Below are 20,450 nucleotides of genomic sequence, written 5' to 3'. Positions count from 1 at the left end.
CCAATCACCGTCTTCCCGGAAGTTTAAGCACCATGCCTATTGGAAGCCGCTTTAGTTCTGAGGGTTTGATTTTATTCAGTGTCATAATTTCTTTCCAACGGCTTTCATTACCCAGCTGCTGTTTGGCAACTTTCCATAGATTGTCCCCTGCCTTTAATGTGTAGCTGGATTTTGGCACACGTTCGTCCGGTCGGAGATTCGTGTCTTTTTTTAATGTTTCCTCTCCCTTTTCATTCTTGACAGAAATAATCTTCCTGGGAGCATAGAACTGATATTCTTTGAGTGATAATTTAAAAGCAATGTCTCCCCCGCTTCCTGCTGACTCCTTCCTGTCGAATTGCTCGATACTGACAGCAAGTGTGAAGCTAAAATCAGGAGCTTTCACCACGATACGGCAAGGATGCCTGCTTTCCTGCCATTTATTTATATAATTAATGTATTTCTTAGGCTCTTTAAGTAAAGTATTATTAATCGATAAATACGGCCCTGATTGGGCAGGAAAGAAGCTCTCAAAACTTATCTCAGCCAGTTCCCTGGATTGAATGACATTAATTTCTCCCAGGCCTACAATATTAAATGCCTGCCCTTTGCCCTTCTTCTTGACTTCAAGACTCTCTGGCAATACAGGGAATAAAAAACTTTCTTTACCATTGTCATAGCTTAAATTGATAAAGTAATCCAGTTCAAGCTTTTCTTGCTGAATGTCTTCTGCTTCTTTGGGATTTACTGTCGTCGCCAATTCCCTTACCTCCCCTGCTCTTGGAGTGAACATTTCCCAATCTGAAATTTATTAATGTCTTAGGAGCCTTTTGAGAAAAATGAACCCGTTAATAAACAGGTTCATTTTAATTAATCTCAAATATGAAATTAAAAACCAATCATAATCAATGAAAATTTACGACTCCCTAATACGCCAGAACGGTTCGTGACATTAATGTTGGCCCCTCCAGTCAGAAAAACACTAACTTGATCTGGGGTCCCTGCATCCGTTGCGCTGACATTAACCTTAACCGTTGCCTTCCCTGTATTGGCAGCCGTATCTGTTCCATTAAGCAGGAATAAGTCTGAACCACTGGAAAAGAATAGCGCACAGCATCCATAAGGAGCATCACAAGTTAAAATGTACAGCCCTCGTCTACTGGAATTTGATTTAGCCGGGAAATTAAATTGCTCCGTCTCTCCGTAACCAATTGTTTTGACATTTAAACTGCTCAGACTTCTTACCTTCAGCATACTGGAAGTATCGATGGCTAGAGACGGAGTTTTCCAATCATTACTTTTATTGCTAGTGGACGTAAAGCCAAACTCGAGATCATTATTTTCAATGTTAACCCGACGATTCCATTTGAAATTTCGGTTTGTTGATTTAGCAATGGTATCATTCGCATTAAACAGAGCTGTTCCAGCAGAATTTGTATCGGGATGAACATTTGTGAACGTTGCCCAATCCTCTCCGCTGGAATCATAAGGATTATTTGTTGAACTCTGATATAAAGCATCAATTCCCCACGATGTAGAAAACAATCCAGGATGAATATGGCCTCCCCTGAAATTAACAGAGCGCACTTTCCCCGACAACTGGAACATTGCACATGGAGGAGTTTGTCCAGGTGATGTCCCTTGAATAGTCATCGTACAGTTGTCAAATATCATACCTTGAACATTAGTCATCTTAACCATGGGAACCAAGTTGTTAAGCGTAATTCCCGATGAAGCCCCTTGCGTATTGTTATGGGTAAATTGAGTATTATAAAATCCAATTCGATTGCAAGCTTCAACGTCAATAATTATTGTATTGTATGATCTGGCCTCAAAATGACAGCCAAAAAAGCCGAAATTATTATGGTTTTGAGAACCTTGAGGAACCCCTTTTGCCCTAAAAAACATACCATCTATAGCTTGCTCTACATGCAGCCGATAAAACATAAGGTTGTTCGTATTATCATTATCATGCGGGAGAATGTCGATAGCGACCGGCTGAATACCTGTCATATTGAAAATACCCACATCATAAAAACTGCTATCGAACATTTGTCCAATAATGAAGCCTTTATTGAAATACACCACTTCAAAGTTAGAAAAGGTGCTTTGGCTTACAACCTGAAATCTCCCATTTAACGCGGATTGTTTACCAATTTCCATAAAATTCCCATTAGAATGTCCTTGAGCTTTAAAGTCCTGAAATGTAATTTTGCCATCCGGAACACTGAACATTAACGGACAAGAAGTATCCAAATTTAATATCGTGCCGTTTTTCCCTGAAGCTCCCTTAAAAGTAAGGTATAATTGATCGCCCAGTCCGGTTGAATTAATTCTCATATTTACATGAATGGACTCTTTAATTAAAAAAACACCGGCGGGCAACTGGATTGTTAAATTAGCATATGATTTATTAATTGGGTTGCGTCCTGCTCTTTCAATAGAAAACAATGCATAATTTATAGCTTGTTGTATCACTGAAGAAGTATCCTGTGTGCCTGATTTATCAAGTGATGGGAACAGAGACAAATCAACAATCCAATCACCAGCTCCAGTCTGACATACACATTCTGAAACTGCTTGGCTATCTAATTCCCCATATGGAACATTTTCGTTAGCAGTAATCTTTGTTGAGGATGTTACATTTTGATTCATTGTTTCTCCTCCTTTAATAACAAAGCTAAGCTGTGAAATTGTAATCATATATCCCAGGAAAATTTGATGCATATTGACAAGAATTAGGCATACGCACCTTGGGCTGCGCTTTTAATCTCGGTTTTCATGGCTTCTTCAATTTTGCGAATGATAGAATCAACATCATTCGTGCTTTTAATATCGCCTGTTGTTACTTGAACAGTTGGAGTCAGGGTAACAAAGTTTTGAATGGCTTTCATTTCTGCGAGATCTCGCATGACTTTCAAGTCTTCGTTTGAGATATCAACGGTTTCTCCAATTCTGCCAACCTCATTTACCTTGTTAATATTTGCCGGCATGGTATTATTGTTATCCGGGAAGTTAAGCCTGTTATCCCCGACATTCCACGGACCTTTAGGCAGAGGATTGTTAACTGGCGGTTTTTGAAACATCTTGTCACGGTCCGCCTTATCGGCATCACGCTTGGCAGCCCGATCTTTTAATAAATTCTGAACACCTTGATCCCGCTCATTTGCCTTTTTAGCTGCTTTATCCTGCATGTTACGAACGATATCCTGTCCTTCTTTTTTATCTGCGCCTGCCTTTGCTCTAGCATCTGCTATTTGAGGAGAGAGATCAAAACGGGAAACAGCGTCAATACTAACACCTGGAATGTTATTCAACAGGTCGATGAATCCATTTAAACGATCAACAAGGAAATCCAGCATTTTTTGAAAACCTACCATTATGTTTATTTTTGCTGTATTGAAGCCATTAATGATACCCATCCATACGGATACAAAGAAAATGGCTACCTGATCAAAGAAATTAAGGATTCCATTCCAGGCCCGCAAGAAACCAGCAGCAAATGCATCATTCGTTTGCCAGAGCCTATATAGTGTCGTTATTAATGCAATCACTAGCATAATCACCAGCAGTATCGGGTTCATAGCCATTACCATATTAAAAAACTGTTGAGCCACTGCTGCAACTCTCAAAGCCACAGATATAGCTTGGGTCACGAGCAAAAATCCTTTGTTTACTATTAAATATGTCCCCATGGCGGCTACAAGGCCCCATATAATAGGCTCGATCCAAGTCCAGTTATTAATAAAGAATGACACGGTCCCAATAGCTGCCTGCAGTACTTGCTGCATAATTTGAATTACATTTGAAAATACATTCAGAATAACATTTTCTATCAAAGGCATATTGGTTTGAATAAACGCAACAAATTGTGTGAATATTGGAAGAACACCATATCCAATCTTCTCCATAATTCCTGACCACGCGTTCTTTAAGCTTTCAACTCGGCCTTCAAACGTTTGAGCCATGTTTTGCGCCATCCCGCTAAGGCTGCTCTCCACCATTTTAATGACCAACGCTGTCCTTTCTGCTTCAGTACCCGTCCGTAACAGCTCTTGTTCAGCGGTGGTGAAGACAGCCTCTGCTTTGAATCCATTCCAGGCAAGTGCGAATTTATCTCCTGACATTGCCTTCCCGAGAAATGAAGCTGTCTGAATCATTTGCTCCTGATTCACTTTGGCCCCATAAGTTTCGGCAGCCAGATCATACATGGCTTGAGTCATTTTTTCTAAATTTGTCGGATCATACACATACTCTGCCAGTTGGGATTGTCCCGCTATGCCTGTACTGGCTTTTATAGATGTAGAACCTTGTAATTCGTAAGCTTTGTTTTTTACATGATCAATTCCATCCTGCGTCATTCCCGGTGTGTTTCTCATCACAGCTTGAAGACGCTCCTCGGCTCGAATTTGCTCGTTTGCAGCTTTTAATGAATCCCCAAAAAACTTTTTGACAGAATTTAAATTTATATAGGTGGAGGTCAAGTTTAGCAGCCGTTTCCCCAAACTATCTATATTTTTGACCCCGTCCTGCACAGTATTATTAAAAATATTCTGCTGAATGATATTATTTGTAATATCAACTTTAATGAGTTTAAGATGATTACTAATTTTTGTATAGTTCGCAATCATAGTATTGAAATTATCTTGCTTTATTATTTTTTTTGGTGCTGGCTGATTCACCGGAGTTAAAGATGTATTAGCAGCATTAAGTTTCTTAAATTGGTCTGATTCATTATTTCTTCCGTCCCTTGGCTGGTTAAATGCATCTGCTTTACGTGCAGCTTGATCATTCAAAGCTTGTATGGTGGATGATAATCGTTCGATTTGGAATATTGCCAAATTGACAGACCGGTTTAAATTATGAAACATATCGATAGTATCTTGTATTGTAATTATTTTCTCCACCCCCTTTTTGAAAGGGGAGTGACGATGAAATATCGTCACTCCCCTCAAGAGATTTAATAGACTATTTAGATTTTCTTCGCGCTTTTCTCTCCTGCTCAACACGAATATCGATCATCGCATAAATAGCTGCTCTTTCATACTCATTCATATTCATTAATTCATGAGGGAGGATACGCAACTCATGGAGGGCATAATAGGCATAGTTTGCCGAAGCATCGCCCTCCTCAATCAGTTTTTTACTTCGTCAATCAATTCTTTGGTGTCGGTAACAAAACCATTCATTTCCTGAGCTTTCTCAAGCAGCACACCGTACTCGCCCGGACGCAGCATTTTCCGTAAAAGCATTTCGGCCCCAATCGCCTTATAAGATTCCTGCAATTCCTGGGATTTAAGATTCGGATACACGACCCCGGCTGCAGCCATTTTTGCAACATATTCTTCCTGATTAAATTCGGAAATGGTTGAGCCGTTGCGTCCTTTCACTCTCTTGGTAGAGGCTTTACGGATTTCAGTATTCTCTTCCTCGGTAATGCTGCGTAACTTCCAAGGAATCGGTTGGCCTTTATCATCAACAAAACGCTCGGATACGATCAGTTCTTCAGTAGATTCTACAACTGCACTTTGTGCAAAAAAAGCTTTCAAATCGCTCATGATATTGCCTCCAAAAATTAAATTATTTAACCCAAAGTCGGGGTTTTAAATATTTTTTCCATATCCATTTCCACATCTTCGAACGTAAACTCAATGTCTTCTTCCAATACTTCTGCTTCGGCATTCAGAGAAGCCATCATAACACTGTTCAAATTAACACCTTTCAAAGTCACGGTCTGATTGCCGATTGTAGAAGAAGGGTCCTCATTTACGACCATAATTTCAAAATAGACGTCCTTGCCTGTCTTGATATAGTCATACATAAGCTTTCTGAATTGGGAGGTCACATAATAAATCGTCATACTGCCTGTACCGCTCCAGCCTGTAGCCTTGTGCTGAGTTCCAAGGCGACCAAGGGTCCGCACCTCAGTTTTTTGCTTTTCAGCGGTAGCCTCCAAGCTTTTTACATAAAACATTTCTTCCTTATTTTTTCCGATTGTTGCATAAGCACGGCCCTGGCCGGAAATTACATCCTTCGCTCTCAAGAAACCCATCTTAGACCACCGTCACTTTCAGATAAATTTTTTCTACGGAATCCACTGGCTGAATGTTCAGCTCCATGTATACACTGTCGGCAGAGCTGCCTTGGCGGATCGAAAAATCGGTCTGGGAGTTGAAATTCTGAATTGCCGCTGCACCTTGCAGACTCTCCAAATACGTAATGCACTCATTGCGCAGCAGGCTGCGTCCGTCATCGTTGTTGTTGACACTGCCGATATAGAACTGCTCAAAAATCCGCTTCAGGTCGTTAGCAATTCCGTCCAATACACGAATGACACGGTTCTTGCCAAACGGCTTCGCCTTTTCCGGCGAAAAGCTGGTCAAGGAGTTAATATCCTGCTCGACCACGGCTTGTCCGTTGGATGCGGTGAATACAAATTCGCCGTTCAACAGCGCCGCTTCAATTTGGGAATGTGTGTAGCGGACGGACGTATCGATCGCACCGTCATAAGCACGGTAGGTGAGCGATTCGTTCAATGCCGCGCCTGCCGTCGCACCGGCTACCCACGCAGTTGCCTGTGCAGCAGTCAACGTCTGGCCATCAGACAGAACGACACCATTTTTCACACTGATGACACCCTCGTAGTCGGCATTCGGGTAATTTTCTAGTACGGCCTGAACCTTCTGGCCCTCTGTCTCTCTCAAGCGACGGACAAATGCCGCATATACGCTTTTCAGGGTGCTGTCCCCGGAGACAAGTGCAACCGTATTAAAGCGTTGCAGCTCCAGCGCAGCCAAATAATCCGTATGATCCGCATTGGTTACCGTGCCGTCTGTACCGCCTGCCAGCGGAACACCTGCCGAAGCCTCAAGCTCTCCTTCTCCACCAAAGCTTACCCATGCATTCGCCTGAAGATCTGCAGCCTTGGCACCGATCTGGCGATCTACCTCAGCTCCTTCAAGCAACGTGATGACCTCAAACTTGTCCGTCTGGTCAAGACTCGGCTGGATGACCACGCTCAGATTGTTCCCGCGGACACCGCTGTGACGGGCTGTCAGCGTCAGTGTGCTATGGGTTGCCGTTGCTTTCACACCCACATTCAAACGATACAGCAGCAATGTCTGTGCACGCTTGAGCGCTTCTCTTACAAGGACCAGTTGAGGTGAGGTCAAATCATAGCCAAGCAATGTCTTGAAGTCCTGTCCGGCCTGAAAAGTCAGAATTTGTTTTTCTTGACCCCAGGACAGCGGCAGCGCCAAGCTGACAATGCCCCGGTCACCGGCTGTGCCGAGCGCTTGCGGCGCGCTGTTCATATTAATGTAGACTCCCGGACGCACCTTGTTCTGTGTTACGAATGTTCCTCCTGCCATTTACAACGCCTCCTGTTTCATAAATTGTTCAATGTGCTGCTGAACTTCCGCCTCGGTATAAAGCTTGTTGTCTTGAAGCAGAGCTTTGATCATATCTTTTTGCAAATGCGTATACTGCCCTGATGCCAGAAACTGCTGCTTGGTATAAGCCCGCTCCTGCACGGCTTGGATTTCCGGTTTATTTGCCATACTTCAATTCCACCTCCGTTTTTAAATGCTGCATGACAGGACCCTGCTGGCGCTCGCGCATGATGTGGAAATCATAGTCGACTCTAAAATGAAGAGCGTCTGTTACGGTTTCACAGCGAAGCTTGCTGCCCTTTATTAACGATCCGTCTACAGTAATTTGGGTTAGTTGATCAAAAAGAAGCTCATAGACTTCAAACTGCTCCTCTCCACTCTCGCCTTGCCCTTTTACATATTGGATGTCAAAGGTATGCCCCCGCCTGTAACGGTTGCCGGCCTCCCTGTCCTGAGATGCTGACCATAAACTGACGATGAAACAAGGTCCGTGACCTTCATTGCCAGACAGCGAGTCAAAGACCGGAATTTGCGGATAATGCTCCTTCAATACATGAAGCACCCCGTCACGGACCGCTTTTACAGTAATCGCAATACGCCTTCACCCCCTTCAAACTACAACCGCCTGCTTATGAAAAAAAGCAGCCATCTCTGTCTTAAGCAGAAGTCAGCAGCTTTTCGCATACCAAAAAGGCTGCCCGAATGGACAGCCTTTTCTCGCAACCGTTTGTTTATCATTTTTTCCACATTACCATAATAACACGGATATTTCGTCAAAAGGGGACTTGCATGGGACACCTATGGGACATTACCGGGACATCCCTGCAAGCTCGGCATATTCCTCAATCGCCTTCGGCTTCCAGCGGGAAAACGTCTTGCGGACAATGGATAGCTGTGCAGAGACTTCCTCCACAGACAATCCTTCAATAAAACGCAGCTTGAGCAGCTTGGTGTAATCCGGCTTGTAAGTAGCCAGCAGCTCCAGGGCGCCGTCAATCTGCTCCTTCTGCTCCTGCAGCTCCTTGATCTCATCCAGCCGCCGGAGTGCTCCCTCATATCCCTCGTAGCTGTCACCGTCGCCGCGGCGGGCTTCCAGCACCTTCGCTACACGGCGGGCAATATCGTTCAGCTTGCCCTGATCCTCTTCATCAACCCCGCTTACACGCCGTACCTCCCGCAACTGACTTTGTGTACCTGTCGTGTAATTCTCCAAATAAGCATGAGCTGTCAGCTCCAAATCCTGCTCCTTCTGAGACAAATACATATAGGAAGGCATATCCTTCAGTTTGCGGTGCAGCGCCTGCAAATGATCGCCCTCCGGCCCGCGCGATACAGAAATCCCCATGCCTACAGGCTGCTTCTCCAGCATCGCGATTTTGCTGGTCAGACGCTTATATCCCTTCAACTGATTAATCACCTGTTCCTCAAAGTATGGTTTATCTGCCATGATGCCGACACTCCTTCTGATTCTTAGTTGCTTTTATGAATTAGTGTATACTTATCCTGATTCGTACTATCGGGCATTCAATTACTGTCATTTACATGCAAGAAAACGGCAAATGATCTGCTTCAAGTGCTTCGACACGCAGCCCCCTGCATTGAATTTCTCCATCTACGGCACTGGAATATATGAAAATTCATCGCCCTCCATACGGTTTTAATCACGTAGTTCTTCATGCATCAAAGGGTATTTTTTAAGAGTTGTTTGATTTGCTTCAATGGAAAGAAAAATTCATATTTAATCCTGATATAACACGAACATACGTTTCATTTTAGTTCCCTTTAGGAACAAAGTCAATTGATTTCCTGTCAATTTTGTTCCGTTTATGCAAATAAATATGTTTCCTTCCGGAACTATTAGAGGTATAATTAAGATATTATGTTCCGGTGGTGATACAACATATGACTAGCTTTCATCTGCGTTTTAAACAACTTAGAGAACAACATCAATGGACCCAGGATGAAATTGCAGAGAAATTGGGGGTTCAGCGGTCGACCATTGCAGGCTACGAATCCGCTGAGAAGAACCGAATACCGAGGGAAGAGACCTTGCTGAAGATCGCCGATGTCTTTCAGGTATCGCTCGATTATTTGCTTGGCCGGTCTGATTTGATATCTCAGAGCCCCACTGGCCATCCCCCGGTTATACCGGATTGGGCGACTGCAAAGGACAAGCGTGATTTGAAGGTCATGCTGGAGAGTCCTGAAGTCCTTTTCTTTGATGGGATAGAATTCTCAGAGGAAGACCGTGCAAAAATGATGGGTGTCATGGAGACGATCTTCTGGGATGCCAAGATGAAGAACAAGGAAGCGTGGAAGAAAAGCAGAGCCAAGAAAAAGTCTTGAGCAACATGGCAGACAGCAGCTATGTTCAAGATGTCCGCATTCTATGCGGAGGAATAAGTGAAGTCGCTGTCATACATTTTCATATCAGACTTCACTTCGTTCCTGCCTGCTGCTCTGACTTTCATCCCTGGCAAAGGACAAGCATTACTCTTGAATGAATAAGAATGGATGACTGCTGGAACAGGAGTGAGTTTATATTTCCGTTGAGGTTACATATATAGAGGGCTGCAGCTTGGACAGCGCTATCAGGCAGCACTGCGCACGGTATGACAGGCAAAGCATGAAAAAGGCGGACAACGCATCTTTCTGTTTTGCCGTTCAACACAACTGACAGGTTGTTGAAGGTGGGGGATGTCATTGGATATTAAAAAGAGAACAAGAAACCTATACAGCAGGCACCGAACCAACTGTCCTTTCAAGCTGGCTGAAAAAATGAACATTACCATTATGATGTTGAATTTGCCTCATGAAGTTAAAGGCTATTGCCAGCGCGTACTAAGGCGCAAATATATCGTCATTAATCAAAGCCTCAATGAGAACGAACGGCGCTTTATTTGTGCCCACGAGCTTGGCCACATGATTTTACACAAAGGCTTTAACCATTATTTTATAACGCGCAGCACCCACTTTATGATCGGCAAATTTGAGCGGCAGGCGAATGAATTTGCCGTTAAGCTGCTGTCTTACGGAGAGCAGATGGAGCAGGGAGAACCGTTGGAGTGGTACTTGCGCCGCAGCGGCATTCCCGATGAAATGCACGGCTATTATTTCTAACATTTCTAATCCAACTCCATACGCCAATAATTCATTTGTCCGAACATTAAGCCCAAATACAAGATCCGGCAATCCGTCAATCCGATGACGTGTCTCTGCCGGATTTTTTTTCGGCTGTAGTTTCCGGCAGGGAGCTAATGCTTTTTCTTTCCATTCTCCGGTTGTCATATGATTCAACACTGTAATCTTCAGTCTTCTTTGTGGAGGGGTTATTACCTGCCAATATTGGCCTATTTAAGAGGGCGGGCGAGGTGCTCTGTAAAGCAGAGGCGAATTGAGTTACAATAGAGAAGCAGGACTTAAGTATGATTACCACTTACACGTTCAATACATTGCCGGCTCCCTGAAGCAATCAGGTGCTGTCGGACTTACGAATAGAAGTTGAGCATTCAACAACACTAAGATGAGCATAGATAAGGAGTTTACACATATGAACCAGTTGACGACCAATGATCTCAAACGATTCAAAAATGAGCTGACCCGCTTCATGATGATGTACAAGTTTGCCTTGGATGCCCTTGAGACCCGCATTGAAATTTTGAAAGAAGAGTTCCAGCTTTTGCATGATTACAACCCGATCGAGCATACGAAATATCGTCTTAAATCCCCGGAAAGCCTGCTGAAAAAGCTTTACCGCAAGGGCTGCGACTTCTCCTTTGCCAGTGTCCGCACCAATATCAAGGATATTGCCGGCCTGCGGATTACCTGCTCCTTCTTATCCGATATTTACCGGATTCAAGAAATGTTTGAGCATCAGAGCGACTTGAAGGTATTGGAGATTAAAGACTATATCAAAAACCCCAAGCCAAACGGCTACCAGAGTCTTCACCTGCTGCTGGAGGTCCCGGTATACATGTCCGACCGTCTGGAGTATGTATGTGTTGAGGTTCAGGTACGTACAATCGCAATGGATTTTTGGGCAAGTCTGGAACATAAAATTTTCTATAAATACAACCAGGCTGTACCCGAACGCCTGCTTGCCGAATTAAAGGAAGCCGCTGATTCCGCTTCTTCACTTGACCATCAGATGGAACGGCTGCACCTGGAGATTGAAGAAATTAAAGAAAAACAATCCAATGAAAATCAGGATGAGCTGAAACGGATTATTATCAATAACCAGCAGTTTTCGCTGCCTCCGGCGCTGTTGCAACTTTTAGACGATAAAAACGGTCAATAAGCTGTTAGTCTGGTCTGAAACTCCTGTACGGCAGATGCACATTTTCAAATTGTGGACGGCTTCGTTAAGACCACTCCTTTACCGTACGCATAATGTGTACAAAAGGAGTGGTTGCTGTGCCTAACTACCGTATCATTGTTGATTTATCCGATCGGACGCTGTACCTCCTGGACGGAAATGTTGTAACCCGCTCGTATCCTGTCGGCATCGGCAAAATGCTGACCCGTACTCCAACCGGGGACTACCGTATTATTAACAAACAGGAAAATCCCGGCGGCCCCTTTGGCGTATTATGGATGGGACTGTCCAAGCCCCATTACGGCATACATGGTACAGACGACCCTTCATCAATCGGGCGAGTGGTATCGCATGGCTGCATTCGTATGTACAATGAAGATGTATTAGATCTCTCCTCGTATGTGCCAATCGGCACAAGAGTTACGATTCGGGAATGACTTCATGGTTACATCCGTTCCGAAATCAGATCAGCAGTATTATAGAAATGCGACCTTTTTTGTACTTCCACGTATTTCATAATATCACTGTTAAAGGAGGGTGCCACTATGAGATATCATGCCGGAGGAGCCAAACTGCACTGCCCCTGCTGTCAAAATGATACCTTTACCAAAGACTACCGCCAGCTAAATTCCAGAGGGGCTACCTTCTTTGGTCTGGATTGGGCGAACCGGAACGCCACCATTCTTGTCTGTGAACGATGCAGCCATATTGCATGGTTCATGCAGGAACCCTCAGAATTGAGAAACTAGATTGCTAAAGCTTTTGATAGTCCTAAGCCGGCTCTAATAGTGTTATAGCTTCACTTTTCCGGTTGTCTGCTACACCCGTTCGAGATGCTCCGTGAATAACGGAGCTCCTCATCTTTACGTTTTACTCCCCGAACTCCCTGATGTCCTCCAGCCTAATCTCGCTTTCTGGCTTGAAGCGCACCGCATATTTTACAGCCCCGATTTCCTCTTTTCCATGGGCAGTTCCCATTAGATTTGCATTTATCATCACGGATTCGTATCGGTAATCGTTCGTATGAAGCAAATTTTGCATATGCTTAACGGTTTCGAGAAGCTCTTCCTTACTCATACCTTTTACATCCAGAAGCATATTCAGTTGCAGCGGCGCCGCGAGACGCATCGTTTTGATCCAGTGCTCTCCTTCGGCAACTTGCCCTTTTAATACCTCTATATGGGCATCCACCTTCTGAAGGGAAGGTATATCTCGCAGCAGTAAGTTCTTTATCTCTTGGGCAGCTTCGGCGCTCAATCGTTCCATAGCTGATCTGTCTAACCTGCTGTAGTAAATACCATCCAAACGCACCGCCGGCTGAATCGAACCTCTCACACTGAACTCAAACTCCCCAGGCTTATTTTCCTCCTGAGCCTTCCCGCCAATGATAACAGCTTTAAATGTATATCCCGAATCTTTAAAATTATAGTACCCGTCATGAACTCTCAGCTTCAGCTCCGGATAGTTTTGCTCCAGATATTTCTCCAGCGTTTGGTGGGCGATCCACTTGCTCATAGGATTCCCGTTAAACGCATTGTAGAGAAATAATACCAGTACAACAAGCAATCCCAGCAAAATGCTGTACAGCATCTTTTTCCTGTCTATGCGTTTGCTTTTCTTCATTCATTCTTCCCTCTCTCCCTCAGCTTTGCTATCAGCCAACCCATACAGCCCCCGATTACGGCAAAAATCCCATGCAGTCCCGCCATTATAATCCCTCCAAATAATGACGGCAGCAACGTTGCTTTCCAATCTGTCTCAGCACCCATTCCACTCGTTCCGGCAGTTAAATCCGATAGGCTTAAACCAACTGACCAGAGCATAACCGGTATAAATGAAATCATCAAAAGCATTACCCAGTTCCGATAGAACGAGTAGACGATCAGACCAAGCACGGTATACCATAATATGAATCCAAAGCTGTCATTCAGCAAGGAAGTTTGAATCGCCAGAAAAAAGGATAACGCAACAAACACAATCTGATACAAAGACAATTTTCGTCCAATCTTCCCCATCATCCGATGATAGTCAATCGAAGTTTCAATTTCCGGCTGCGGGAGCGGCTGCGATAAGCGCTGTAACAGCAACCTGTATTCCTCTGAATTTTCAAGCTGCTCCTCCAGCCATTCCTTGGTCTCTGCATGAAGCAAGTCTTCCTGATACAAGGGCAGCAAATCCTCGACAATATATTTGATTCTGCTATGCATAATATCCCTCCAGCTCCTTATGCAGCTTTAGCTTTGCACGGTGAAAGGCAACTCTGGCATAATTTTCGCTTTTTCCTGTCAGCTCACCAATTTCCTTGAAAGACAGCTCTCCATAGATTCTTAAAATAATGATCTCACGGGACAGTTCATCCAACTGGTGAATGGCATCCAATAGCTTCTTCTGTTCTTCCTTGCGGATGACCAGTTCTTCCGCTGCATTAGAACCTGCCTTCTGCTGATTCTGCTCCTGCTCAAGCTTTGACGCCAAGCTTTGCCCGTATGACTTGGACCGGTAATATTTGCTGAGCACATGCCTTGCAATAGTAAATATCCAAGTCTGTACCGATGATCTTCCAGAAAATGAAGACATGCTCTTCATCGCCTGATAAAAAGCTTCATGCGTTAAATCCTCGGCCGCTTCCCGGTTAAGTGTACGAGCGAAAAAGTAAGCATAGATGCGTGGTTGTATTTGTCTGTACAGCTCATCAAGCTTCATTTCACTCCTATCCCTCCTAATGCAAATCAAACCCGTTCACACAGTTCAGATATGCCTCTTGCTTCAGCTCAAATTTTCTTCCTCAACCTTACATTTATCAATCTATTTGTATTAAGCATCTACCATATCTACTATATTAGTACCCTGAGCATCGAATTCGTTACAAGAGTAAACCGATATGCCGTTAAACAGGAAAAGCTTCGTTTCACGTCTAAAAGCCAAAAATCCCCGCCTACATGAAATCTGTAGACGGGGATTCATAATTGATTACTTTTTCGCTGCAGGCACTTCTTCAGTCTTCACATCGCCCTGATTTTTAATTACGGTCAGTTCGCCGTCCTTTTCATCAATGGTAAGTGAATCGCCTTTAGAAATATTGCCTCTCAGCAATTCCTCAGACAATCTGTCTTCGATGTGCTTCTGAATCGCGCGGCGCAGCGGGCGTGCTCCATATTGTGGATCGTAGCCGGCTTTGGCCAGGAAGGCCTTAGCCGTATCCGTCAGTTCGAAGTCAACCTCTTGCTCACGCAGCCGCTTGCGAAGCTCTGCAGACATGAGGGAAACGATCTGATTGATATGCTCCTGCTCCAGGGAGTGGAACACAATTGTCTCGTCGATCCGGTTCAGGAACTCCGGACGGAAACTCTTCTTGAGCTCAGCCATTACTTTATCCTTCATCTGGCTGAACTCACGGCCGGCATCATGTACGGCTGTAAAACCAAGTGTAGAGTTCCGTTTGATCTGATCGGCTCCAACGTTAGAAGTCATAATGATCAGCGTATTGCGGAAATCAACAACACGTCCCTTGGAATCGGTCAATCTGCCATCCTCCAACACTTGCAACAGGATGTTGAATACCTCAGGATGTGCTTTCTCGATCTCATCCAGCAGTACTACGGAGTAAGGCTTGCGGCGTACTTTTTCAGTCAGCTGTCCGCCTTCCTCATAACCCACATACCCCGGAGGCGCTCCGACGAGTCTGGATGTCGAATGCTTCTCCATATATTCGGACATATCGATACGGATAACCGCATTTTCATCCCCGAACATCGCTTCAGCCAAGGCGCGGGCAAGCTCGGTTTTACCGACACCTGTAGGACCAAGGAAGATGAAGGAGCCCATTGGACGCTTCGGATCTTTAAGTCCCGCTCTAGCGCGGCGGATCGCCCTGGACACTGCCTGAACAGCTTCCGTCTGTCCGATGACGCGATCATGAAGAATCGCTTCCATATTCAAAAGACGTTCGGTTTCACCCTCAGCCAGCTTGCTGACCGGAATTCCAGTCCAGCTTGCAACTACTTGGGCGATATCTTCAGGTGTAACCTCAGAGTCCGTGCGTCCCTGCTTTTCTTTCCATTGGTTCTTCGTCACATCCAGCTCTTCCCGGATCTTTTGCTCGGTATCGCGCAATGCCGCGGCTTTCTCGAATTCCTGGCTTTGTACAGCCGCGTCCTTCTCTTTGCGGATATCATCCAGACGATTCTCCAGCTGTTTCAGATTTGGCGGTACCGTGTATGAGCGAAGCCTTACCTTGGAACTGGCCTCATCGATCAGGTCGATCGCCTTATCCGGCAGGAACCGGTCTTGAATATAGCGGTCGGACAGCTTCACAGCCTGCTCAATCGCTTCATCCGTAATTTTAACCCGGTGATGCGCTTCATAGCGGTCGCGCAAACCATGGAGAATTTGTACGGCTTCCTCCGGTGACGGCTGATCTACCGTAATCGGCTGGAAACGGCGCTCAAGAGCGGCATCCTTCTCGATATATTTGCGGTATTCATCCAGAGTCGTAGCACCGATACATTGCAGCTCACCGCGTGCAAGCGCCGGTTTCAATATATTCGAAGCGTCAATGGCACCTTCTGCGCCACCGGCACCAATCAAAGTATGAAGCTCGTCAATGAACAAAATAATGTTCCCCGCCTGGCGGATTTCGTCCATAATTTTTTTCAGACGATCCTCGAACTCTCCGCGGTATTTTGTACCGGCTACAACTGAACCCATATCCAGGGTCATGACACGTTTGTCACGCAGCGTCTCCGGAATTTCATTGGCGATGATTTTTTGAGCAAGACCTTCAGCGATGGCTGTTTTACCAACCCCAGGCTCACCGATCAGCACCGGATTGTTCTTCGTTCTGCGGCTGAGCACCTGAATGACACGCTCGATTTCTTTGCTGCGTCCAATTACAGGGTCCAGATTGCCTTCACGGGCAATAGCTGTCAAATCACGGGCCAGGCCATCCAGCGTCGGAGTGCTGACATTGGAGGAAGAACCATGGTTGCTCGATACTGCTTCGCTGCTTCCCAGCAGCTGCAGCACTTGCTGACGCGCCTTATTCAGGCTGATGCCCAAATTATTAAGCACGCGTGCCGCTACGCCTTCACCCTCACGGATCAGACCGAGCAGGATATGCTCTGTTCCTACGTAAGTGTGGCCAAGCTTGCGGGCTTCGTCCATAGACAGCTCAATAACTTTCTTTGCTCTTGGCGTATACGCGATATTGGTAGGCTGCTCCTGGCCGCGGCCGATTAACGCTTCTACCTCATCCTGGATCTTCTCCAAACCAAGACCTAATGCAATCAGCGCCTTGGCAGCAATGCCCTCGCCTTCACGAATCAGGCCGAGCAGGATATGCTCTGTTCCAATATTGTTATGTCCAAGTCTAACGGCTTCTTCCTGTGCGAGTGCGAGAACCTTCTGAGCACGTTCTGTAAATCTTCCAAACATCATAGCTAAAACACCTCCGCGCTTAAGTTTGCTGCGTCAAATATCGGCGAATCAATTCAGCACGCCGGATATCACGTTCATCAGCATTCAATTTCTCCTCGAACACCTGCTGTAAAAATCCAGGCTGCGTCAGTACCATCAATTCATTCATCACCTGCGGCCCCACACTTTCAATCAGGTCCAGATCAATCCCGAGCCTGATGTCGGACAGCCGCTGAGCCGCCTCTTTGGAATCCATAATTGAGGCATTGGACAAAATCCCGAATGAACGCCGGACACGATCCTCAATTCTAATCTTGGATTCTGCAACGAGGCGCTCCCGTGCAGCCTTCTCATGCTCGATGATTTGGCGGGCTACACTGTATAGATTATCGATAATTTCCTCTTCAGATTGACCCAGTGTAATCTGATTGGATATCTGAAATAAGTTCCCCACTGCCTCGCTGCCTTCCCCATAAATACCGCGTACAGCCAGCCCTACCTGGGTAATGGCCGATAAGATGCGGTTGATTTGATGGGTCAGAACGAGCGCGGGCAGATGCATCATTACGGAGGCGCGTATTCCCGTACCTACATTCGTAGGGCAGCTTGTAAGATAGCCTCTTCTTTCATCAAATGCATAATCTGTTGCAGATTCAAATATATCGTCAATTTGGCTTGCCAATGACCAGGCTTCCTTAATTTGAAAACCGGGGTATAGACATTGGATGCGCAAATGGTCTTCTTCGTTAATCATGATACTGATGGACTCAGAATCATTTAATATCAAGGCACCGCCGCGCGATTCGCTCGCCAGGTTCGGGCTGATCAGATGCTTTTCAACGAGCACCCGCTTCTCCAGCTCACTAAGGTCTGAAAGAATGAACGTATCAAAATGACCAACTTCCTTCAGTTCCTCCGACTGTGCAACAGCGGTCAGCTGCTCCATTACCTCGCGTGACTGCTGGTTGGTAGCCAGCATTGGGAACGGCTGCTTCCGCAAATTCCGGGCAATCCGTATACGACTGCTGATGACAATTTCGGAATCGGGGCCGTCACTGCGCATCCAATCGCTTAGCGCCTCTTGAGCAAAACGTCGTTTTCCCACCGTTATCCCTCCTACCTTCCCGGCCTAACCAGACTGTTCGAGCTTGCTCTCAAGCTCACGAATCCGGTCGCGAATACCAGCTGCCTTCTCAAATTCTTCCCGCTCGATCCGGAGCTGCATTTCCTTCTTCAATTCTTCAATTTCCCGTCTGAATTGAATCTGTCCGCCGGTGCGCTTTGGAATTTTTCCTACATGAATGGTGTTCCCATGTACCCGCTTGAACAACGGATCAAGCCGGTCCGCAAAATGCCGGTAGCAAGAACTGCAGCCAAATCGGCCAATTTTGCTGAACTGGGTGTAGGTAAGTCCGCATTCATCACAGCGAAGCGTCTGCGGCGCCTTCGGTCCAAGACCTCCCGTACCCGACTTTTCAAAATCAAGCAATCCTGACAACAGGCTGTGAATCGAAAAGCCTCCGGAGGTTCCCGGTATGCCTTCGCCCTTCTCTCTGGCACAAGACTCGCAGATATGAAATTCAGTCTTCTCCCCATTTACAATCTTCGTAAAATGAAGAGTAGCCTGTTTTTCACCACATTCCTGACATAGCACGAAGAACCTCACTCCCTTCAAGCATAAAACGGATTCCCGTTGTATACTGCTATTTCACAAGCAGAGATATTAGCATCGACTTCAAAATTCTTGCCCGTACTTCATCCCTGAGTGGCAGCTTGAGCGCAATAACATCCCGGTGAATCGCTGCGCGAAGCAAATTCGCTTCTCTGTCGGTTATCATCTGCGCTTCCGTGAGCTGATAAATCAAGCCTTCTGCTGCGCTCTGGTCAACCATATTTCCAATCGTCTGGTGAATATGACCTTGGATTGCTTTCAGCTTCGGCAGCTCTACCCTCTGAATCCGGATATATCCGCCGCCCCCGCGCTTGCTTTCCACCAAATACCCCTTCTCCAATGTAAACCGGGTACTAAGCACATAATTAATCTGGGATGGCACGCAAGAGAATCGGTCAGCCAATTCATTACGTTGAATCTCGATTGAACCATCGGAGCTATCCTGCAGCAGCTGCTTCAAAAATTGCTCCAGAGAATCTGAAATGTTACGCATATCACCAGCCCCTAGAGAATCTGCATCATAATTCTTAAACACTTGAAGTCAAAGATATTCGTAAAACCAAAGGATAAAATAAGCATCCAGTTGACTTTGACTTTCTTTGACTTTAATCAATATTATACGCAAATTTGCTGCAAGGTCAAGACCTTCCCTGACAAAAAAATGTTACGTGTCTTTCCATCTCCAAGTATTGTAAACATTCATCGGCGGAATATGCACGATTCAAGCTCACGGCCGGCGAGCAAGCTGAAGGCTGTTAACTCTTTTACCATCCAGTATATCCATTATTATGACATACCTAACAATTCCAATTCAAATTTTGCTCGAGTCAATCAAAGGGTACGTAAAAAGCCGCTGTACGGATACAGACGGCTTTTTACGGGACAACAGCTTGTTGCATTTGGTAGAGTGAGGCTAGCAACTTTTATATGATCTATACCAAAACGTTAAGGCTAAACTACTCAAATAGTTTTTCAAAATCTGCTATGGATGGTGCCGCTTCCATAATTACTGTGACAGGAATTGATGTTTTATCTTTTTTAACGAATGCATTTTCTTTAAAATGATAGCCTTTTTCTTTAGCCATTGTGTACAGCTGACAAAAATGGTTGGCATGCTGGATAGCTTCTGTTTCAGTGTCATAGCTGCCGATCAAATTACCAAAACCCAGCGGGTTGGACCCATTTTGGATGCCGACCTGAAATGACGCCCCGCTCTCTTCCGTTTGTTTGACCAGCAACTCACAATCAAAGCATGGAATACGATAATGAATCGTCATTGTAATCACCGCTTTCTGGTTGTTTGGAACTGCCTGCTCATGCTATAGTGGCTCAACACAGCATTTACACTCTCAGATACACTCAAGCTATCCTCTGCAAGTGAATCAGCCTCGTCTCCATATTTCGGATTACCCGTATACGTCCAATTACAAACATTGTTTTCAATTAAAGACTTCCAATAAAGAGAAAATACTAAAAGAATATAACAAAAAGCCCGTTGAACTTAAAGTTCAACGGGCCATTCGTGCTTGGCGACGTCCTACTCTCCCAGGACCCTGCGGTCCAAGTACCATCGGCGCTGGAAGGCTTAACGGTCGTGTTCGGGATGGGTACGCGTGGTTCCCTTCCGCCATTGCCACCAAACGTTCAGTTGCACACTGAAAACTGGATGCGAAAGTCA

Annotated in this window: 22 protein-coding genes and 1 rRNA gene; 5 read left to right on the top strand and 18 right to left on the bottom strand. The window is 45.3% G+C overall.

Features of this window, described 5'->3' with window-relative positions; genetic code table 11:
* Nucleotides 1-4: 4 nt before the first annotated feature.
* The 9 genes from H583_RS0126040 to H583_RS0126000 form a co-directional block, all read right to left on the bottom strand.
* The gene (locus H583_RS0126040; RefSeq protein ID WP_051237037.1) at nt 5-739 is read right to left on the bottom strand and encodes a LysM peptidoglycan-binding domain-containing protein; all 735 of its coding nucleotides are present in this window, start codon (nt 737-739) and stop codon (nt 5-7) included.
* A gap of 128 nt (nt 740-867) precedes the next feature.
* On the bottom strand, nt 868-2,634 hold the full coding sequence (locus tag H583_RS0126035) for a hypothetical protein (protein ID WP_028563047.1): 1,767 nt from the start codon (nt 2,632-2,634) through the stop codon (nt 868-870).
* A gap of 83 nt (nt 2,635-2,717) precedes the next feature.
* The gene (locus H583_RS0126030) at nt 2,718-4,886 is read right to left on the bottom strand and encodes a phage tail tape measure protein (RefSeq protein ID WP_154665998.1); all 2,169 of its coding nucleotides are present in this window, start codon (nt 4,884-4,886) and stop codon (nt 2,718-2,720) included.
* A gap of 228 nt (nt 4,887-5,114) precedes the next feature.
* Nucleotides 5,115-5,537, bottom strand: coding sequence for a phage tail assembly chaperone (locus H583_RS0126025; protein WP_028563045.1), 423 nt, complete (start codon nt 5,535-5,537; stop codon nt 5,115-5,117).
* Nucleotides 5,538-5,563: 26 nt separating this feature from the next.
* Nucleotides 5,564-6,031, bottom strand: a complete 468-nt coding sequence (locus H583_RS0126020) for a phage tail tube protein (protein ID WP_028563044.1) — start codon at nt 6,029-6,031, stop codon at nt 5,564-5,566.
* 1 nt (nt 6,032) lies between these two features.
* Entirely contained in the window at nt 6,033-7,349 is a 1,317-nt protein-coding gene (locus H583_RS0126015; protein ID WP_028563043.1) for a phage tail sheath family protein, read from the bottom strand.
* Nucleotides 7,350-7,538 carry a hypothetical protein gene (locus H583_RS0126010; RefSeq protein ID WP_028563042.1) on the bottom strand — a complete coding sequence of 63 codons (189 nt, stop codon included), beginning with the start codon at nt 7,536-7,538 and terminating at the stop codon, nt 7,350-7,352.
* Nucleotides 7,528-7,932, bottom strand: a complete 405-nt coding sequence (locus H583_RS0126005; RefSeq protein ID WP_051237035.1) for a phage tail terminator family protein — start codon at nt 7,930-7,932, stop codon at nt 7,528-7,530. The genes H583_RS0126010 and H583_RS0126005 overlap by 11 nt, the downstream gene beginning before the upstream one ends.
* A gap of 246 nt (nt 7,933-8,178) precedes the next feature.
* A complete protein-coding gene (locus tag H583_RS0126000; RefSeq protein WP_028563040.1) occupies nt 8,179-8,817 on the bottom strand; it encodes an ECF-type sigma factor in 639 nt (212 codons plus the stop codon).
* Nucleotides 8,818-9,272: 455 nt separating this feature from the next.
* Between H583_RS0126000 and H583_RS0125995 the strand changes: the two genes are divergently transcribed.
* The 5 genes from H583_RS0125995 to H583_RS0125975 all read left to right on the top strand — a co-directional run bounded on the left by H583_RS0125995 (nt 9,273) and on the right by H583_RS0125975 (nt 12,434).
* Complete coding sequence (locus H583_RS0125995; protein ID WP_028563039.1) at nt 9,273-9,716, top strand: helix-turn-helix domain-containing protein; 444 nt, start codon at nt 9,273-9,275, stop codon at nt 9,714-9,716.
* Nucleotides 9,717-10,148: 432 nt separating this feature from the next.
* Entirely contained in the window at nt 10,149-10,490 is a 342-nt protein-coding gene (locus tag H583_RS0125990; protein ID WP_245586007.1) for an ImmA/IrrE family metallo-endopeptidase, read from the top strand.
* Between the two features lie 430 nt (nt 10,491-10,920).
* Nucleotides 10,921-11,667 carry a GTP pyrophosphokinase gene (locus H583_RS0125985; RefSeq protein ID WP_028563037.1) on the top strand — a complete coding sequence of 249 codons (747 nt, stop codon included), beginning with the start codon at nt 10,921-10,923 and terminating at the stop codon, nt 11,665-11,667.
* A 116-nt stretch (nt 11,668-11,783) separates the two neighbouring features.
* Complete coding sequence (locus H583_RS0125980; RefSeq protein WP_028563036.1) at nt 11,784-12,122, top strand: L,D-transpeptidase; 339 nt, start codon at nt 11,784-11,786, stop codon at nt 12,120-12,122.
* A gap of 108 nt (nt 12,123-12,230) precedes the next feature.
* Complete coding sequence (locus tag H583_RS0125975; protein WP_028563035.1) at nt 12,231-12,434, top strand: hypothetical protein; 204 nt, start codon at nt 12,231-12,233, stop codon at nt 12,432-12,434.
* 121 nt (nt 12,435-12,555) lie between these two features.
* Here H583_RS0125975 and H583_RS0125970 read toward each other — a convergent pair whose 3' ends face one another.
* The 9 genes from H583_RS0125970 to rrf all read right to left on the bottom strand — a co-directional run bounded on the left by H583_RS0125970 (nt 12,556) and on the right by rrf (nt 20,413).
* Nucleotides 12,556-13,308: a YfjL-like protein gene (locus H583_RS0125970; protein WP_051237033.1), complete on the bottom strand. Its 753-nt coding sequence runs from the start codon at nt 13,306-13,308 to the stop codon at nt 12,556-12,558.
* Nucleotides 13,305-13,892, bottom strand: a complete 588-nt coding sequence (locus H583_RS0125965; RefSeq protein WP_028563033.1) for a hypothetical protein — start codon at nt 13,890-13,892, stop codon at nt 13,305-13,307. Before H583_RS0125965 ends, H583_RS0125970 begins: the two co-directional genes overlap by 4 nt.
* Nucleotides 13,885-14,388 (bottom strand): RNA polymerase sigma factor, encoded by a 504-nt coding sequence (locus H583_RS0125960; RefSeq protein ID WP_028563032.1) that lies wholly within the window; start codon nt 14,386-14,388, stop codon nt 13,885-13,887. Before H583_RS0125960 ends, H583_RS0125965 begins: the two co-directional genes overlap by 8 nt.
* Before the next feature lie 267 nt (nt 14,389-14,655).
* Nucleotides 14,656-17,121 carry an ATP-dependent protease ATP-binding subunit ClpC gene (gene clpC / locus H583_RS0125955; protein ID WP_028563031.1) on the bottom strand — a complete coding sequence of 822 codons (2,466 nt, stop codon included), beginning with the start codon at nt 17,119-17,121 and terminating at the stop codon, nt 14,656-14,658.
* Nucleotides 17,122-17,140: 19 nt separating this feature from the next.
* Nucleotides 17,141-18,205, bottom strand: coding sequence for a protein-arginine kinase McsB (mcsB, locus tag H583_RS0125950; RefSeq protein WP_028563030.1), 1,065 nt, complete (start codon nt 18,203-18,205; stop codon nt 17,141-17,143).
* Nucleotides 18,206-18,229: 24 nt separating this feature from the next.
* Nucleotides 18,230-18,754, bottom strand: coding sequence for a protein-arginine kinase activator protein McsA (gene mcsA, locus H583_RS0125945; RefSeq protein WP_028563029.1), 525 nt, complete (start codon nt 18,752-18,754; stop codon nt 18,230-18,232).
* A gap of 49 nt (nt 18,755-18,803) precedes the next feature.
* Nucleotides 18,804-19,265 carry a CtsR family transcriptional regulator gene (locus tag H583_RS0125940; protein WP_028563028.1) on the bottom strand — a complete coding sequence of 154 codons (462 nt, stop codon included), beginning with the start codon at nt 19,263-19,265 and terminating at the stop codon, nt 18,804-18,806.
* Between the two features lie 463 nt (nt 19,266-19,728).
* The gene (locus tag H583_RS34355) at nt 19,729-20,049 is read right to left on the bottom strand and encodes a hypothetical protein (RefSeq protein WP_051237031.1); all 321 of its coding nucleotides are present in this window, start codon (nt 20,047-20,049) and stop codon (nt 19,729-19,731) included.
* A 247-nt stretch (nt 20,050-20,296) separates the two neighbouring features.
* Nucleotides 20,297-20,413 (bottom strand): 5S ribosomal RNA (gene rrf / locus H583_RS0125930).
* Between the last annotated feature and the right edge of the window lie 37 nt (nt 20,414-20,450).

It is taken from the genome of Paenibacillus pinihumi DSM 23905 = JCM 16419 (assembly GCF_000422505.1).
Taxonomy (GTDB): domain Bacteria; phylum Bacillota; class Bacilli; order Paenibacillales; family Paenibacillaceae; genus Paenibacillus_D; species Paenibacillus_D pinihumi.
The sequence above is the reverse complement of the archived record's forward strand: the minus strand, read 5'-3'. Positions and strand labels throughout refer to the sequence as shown.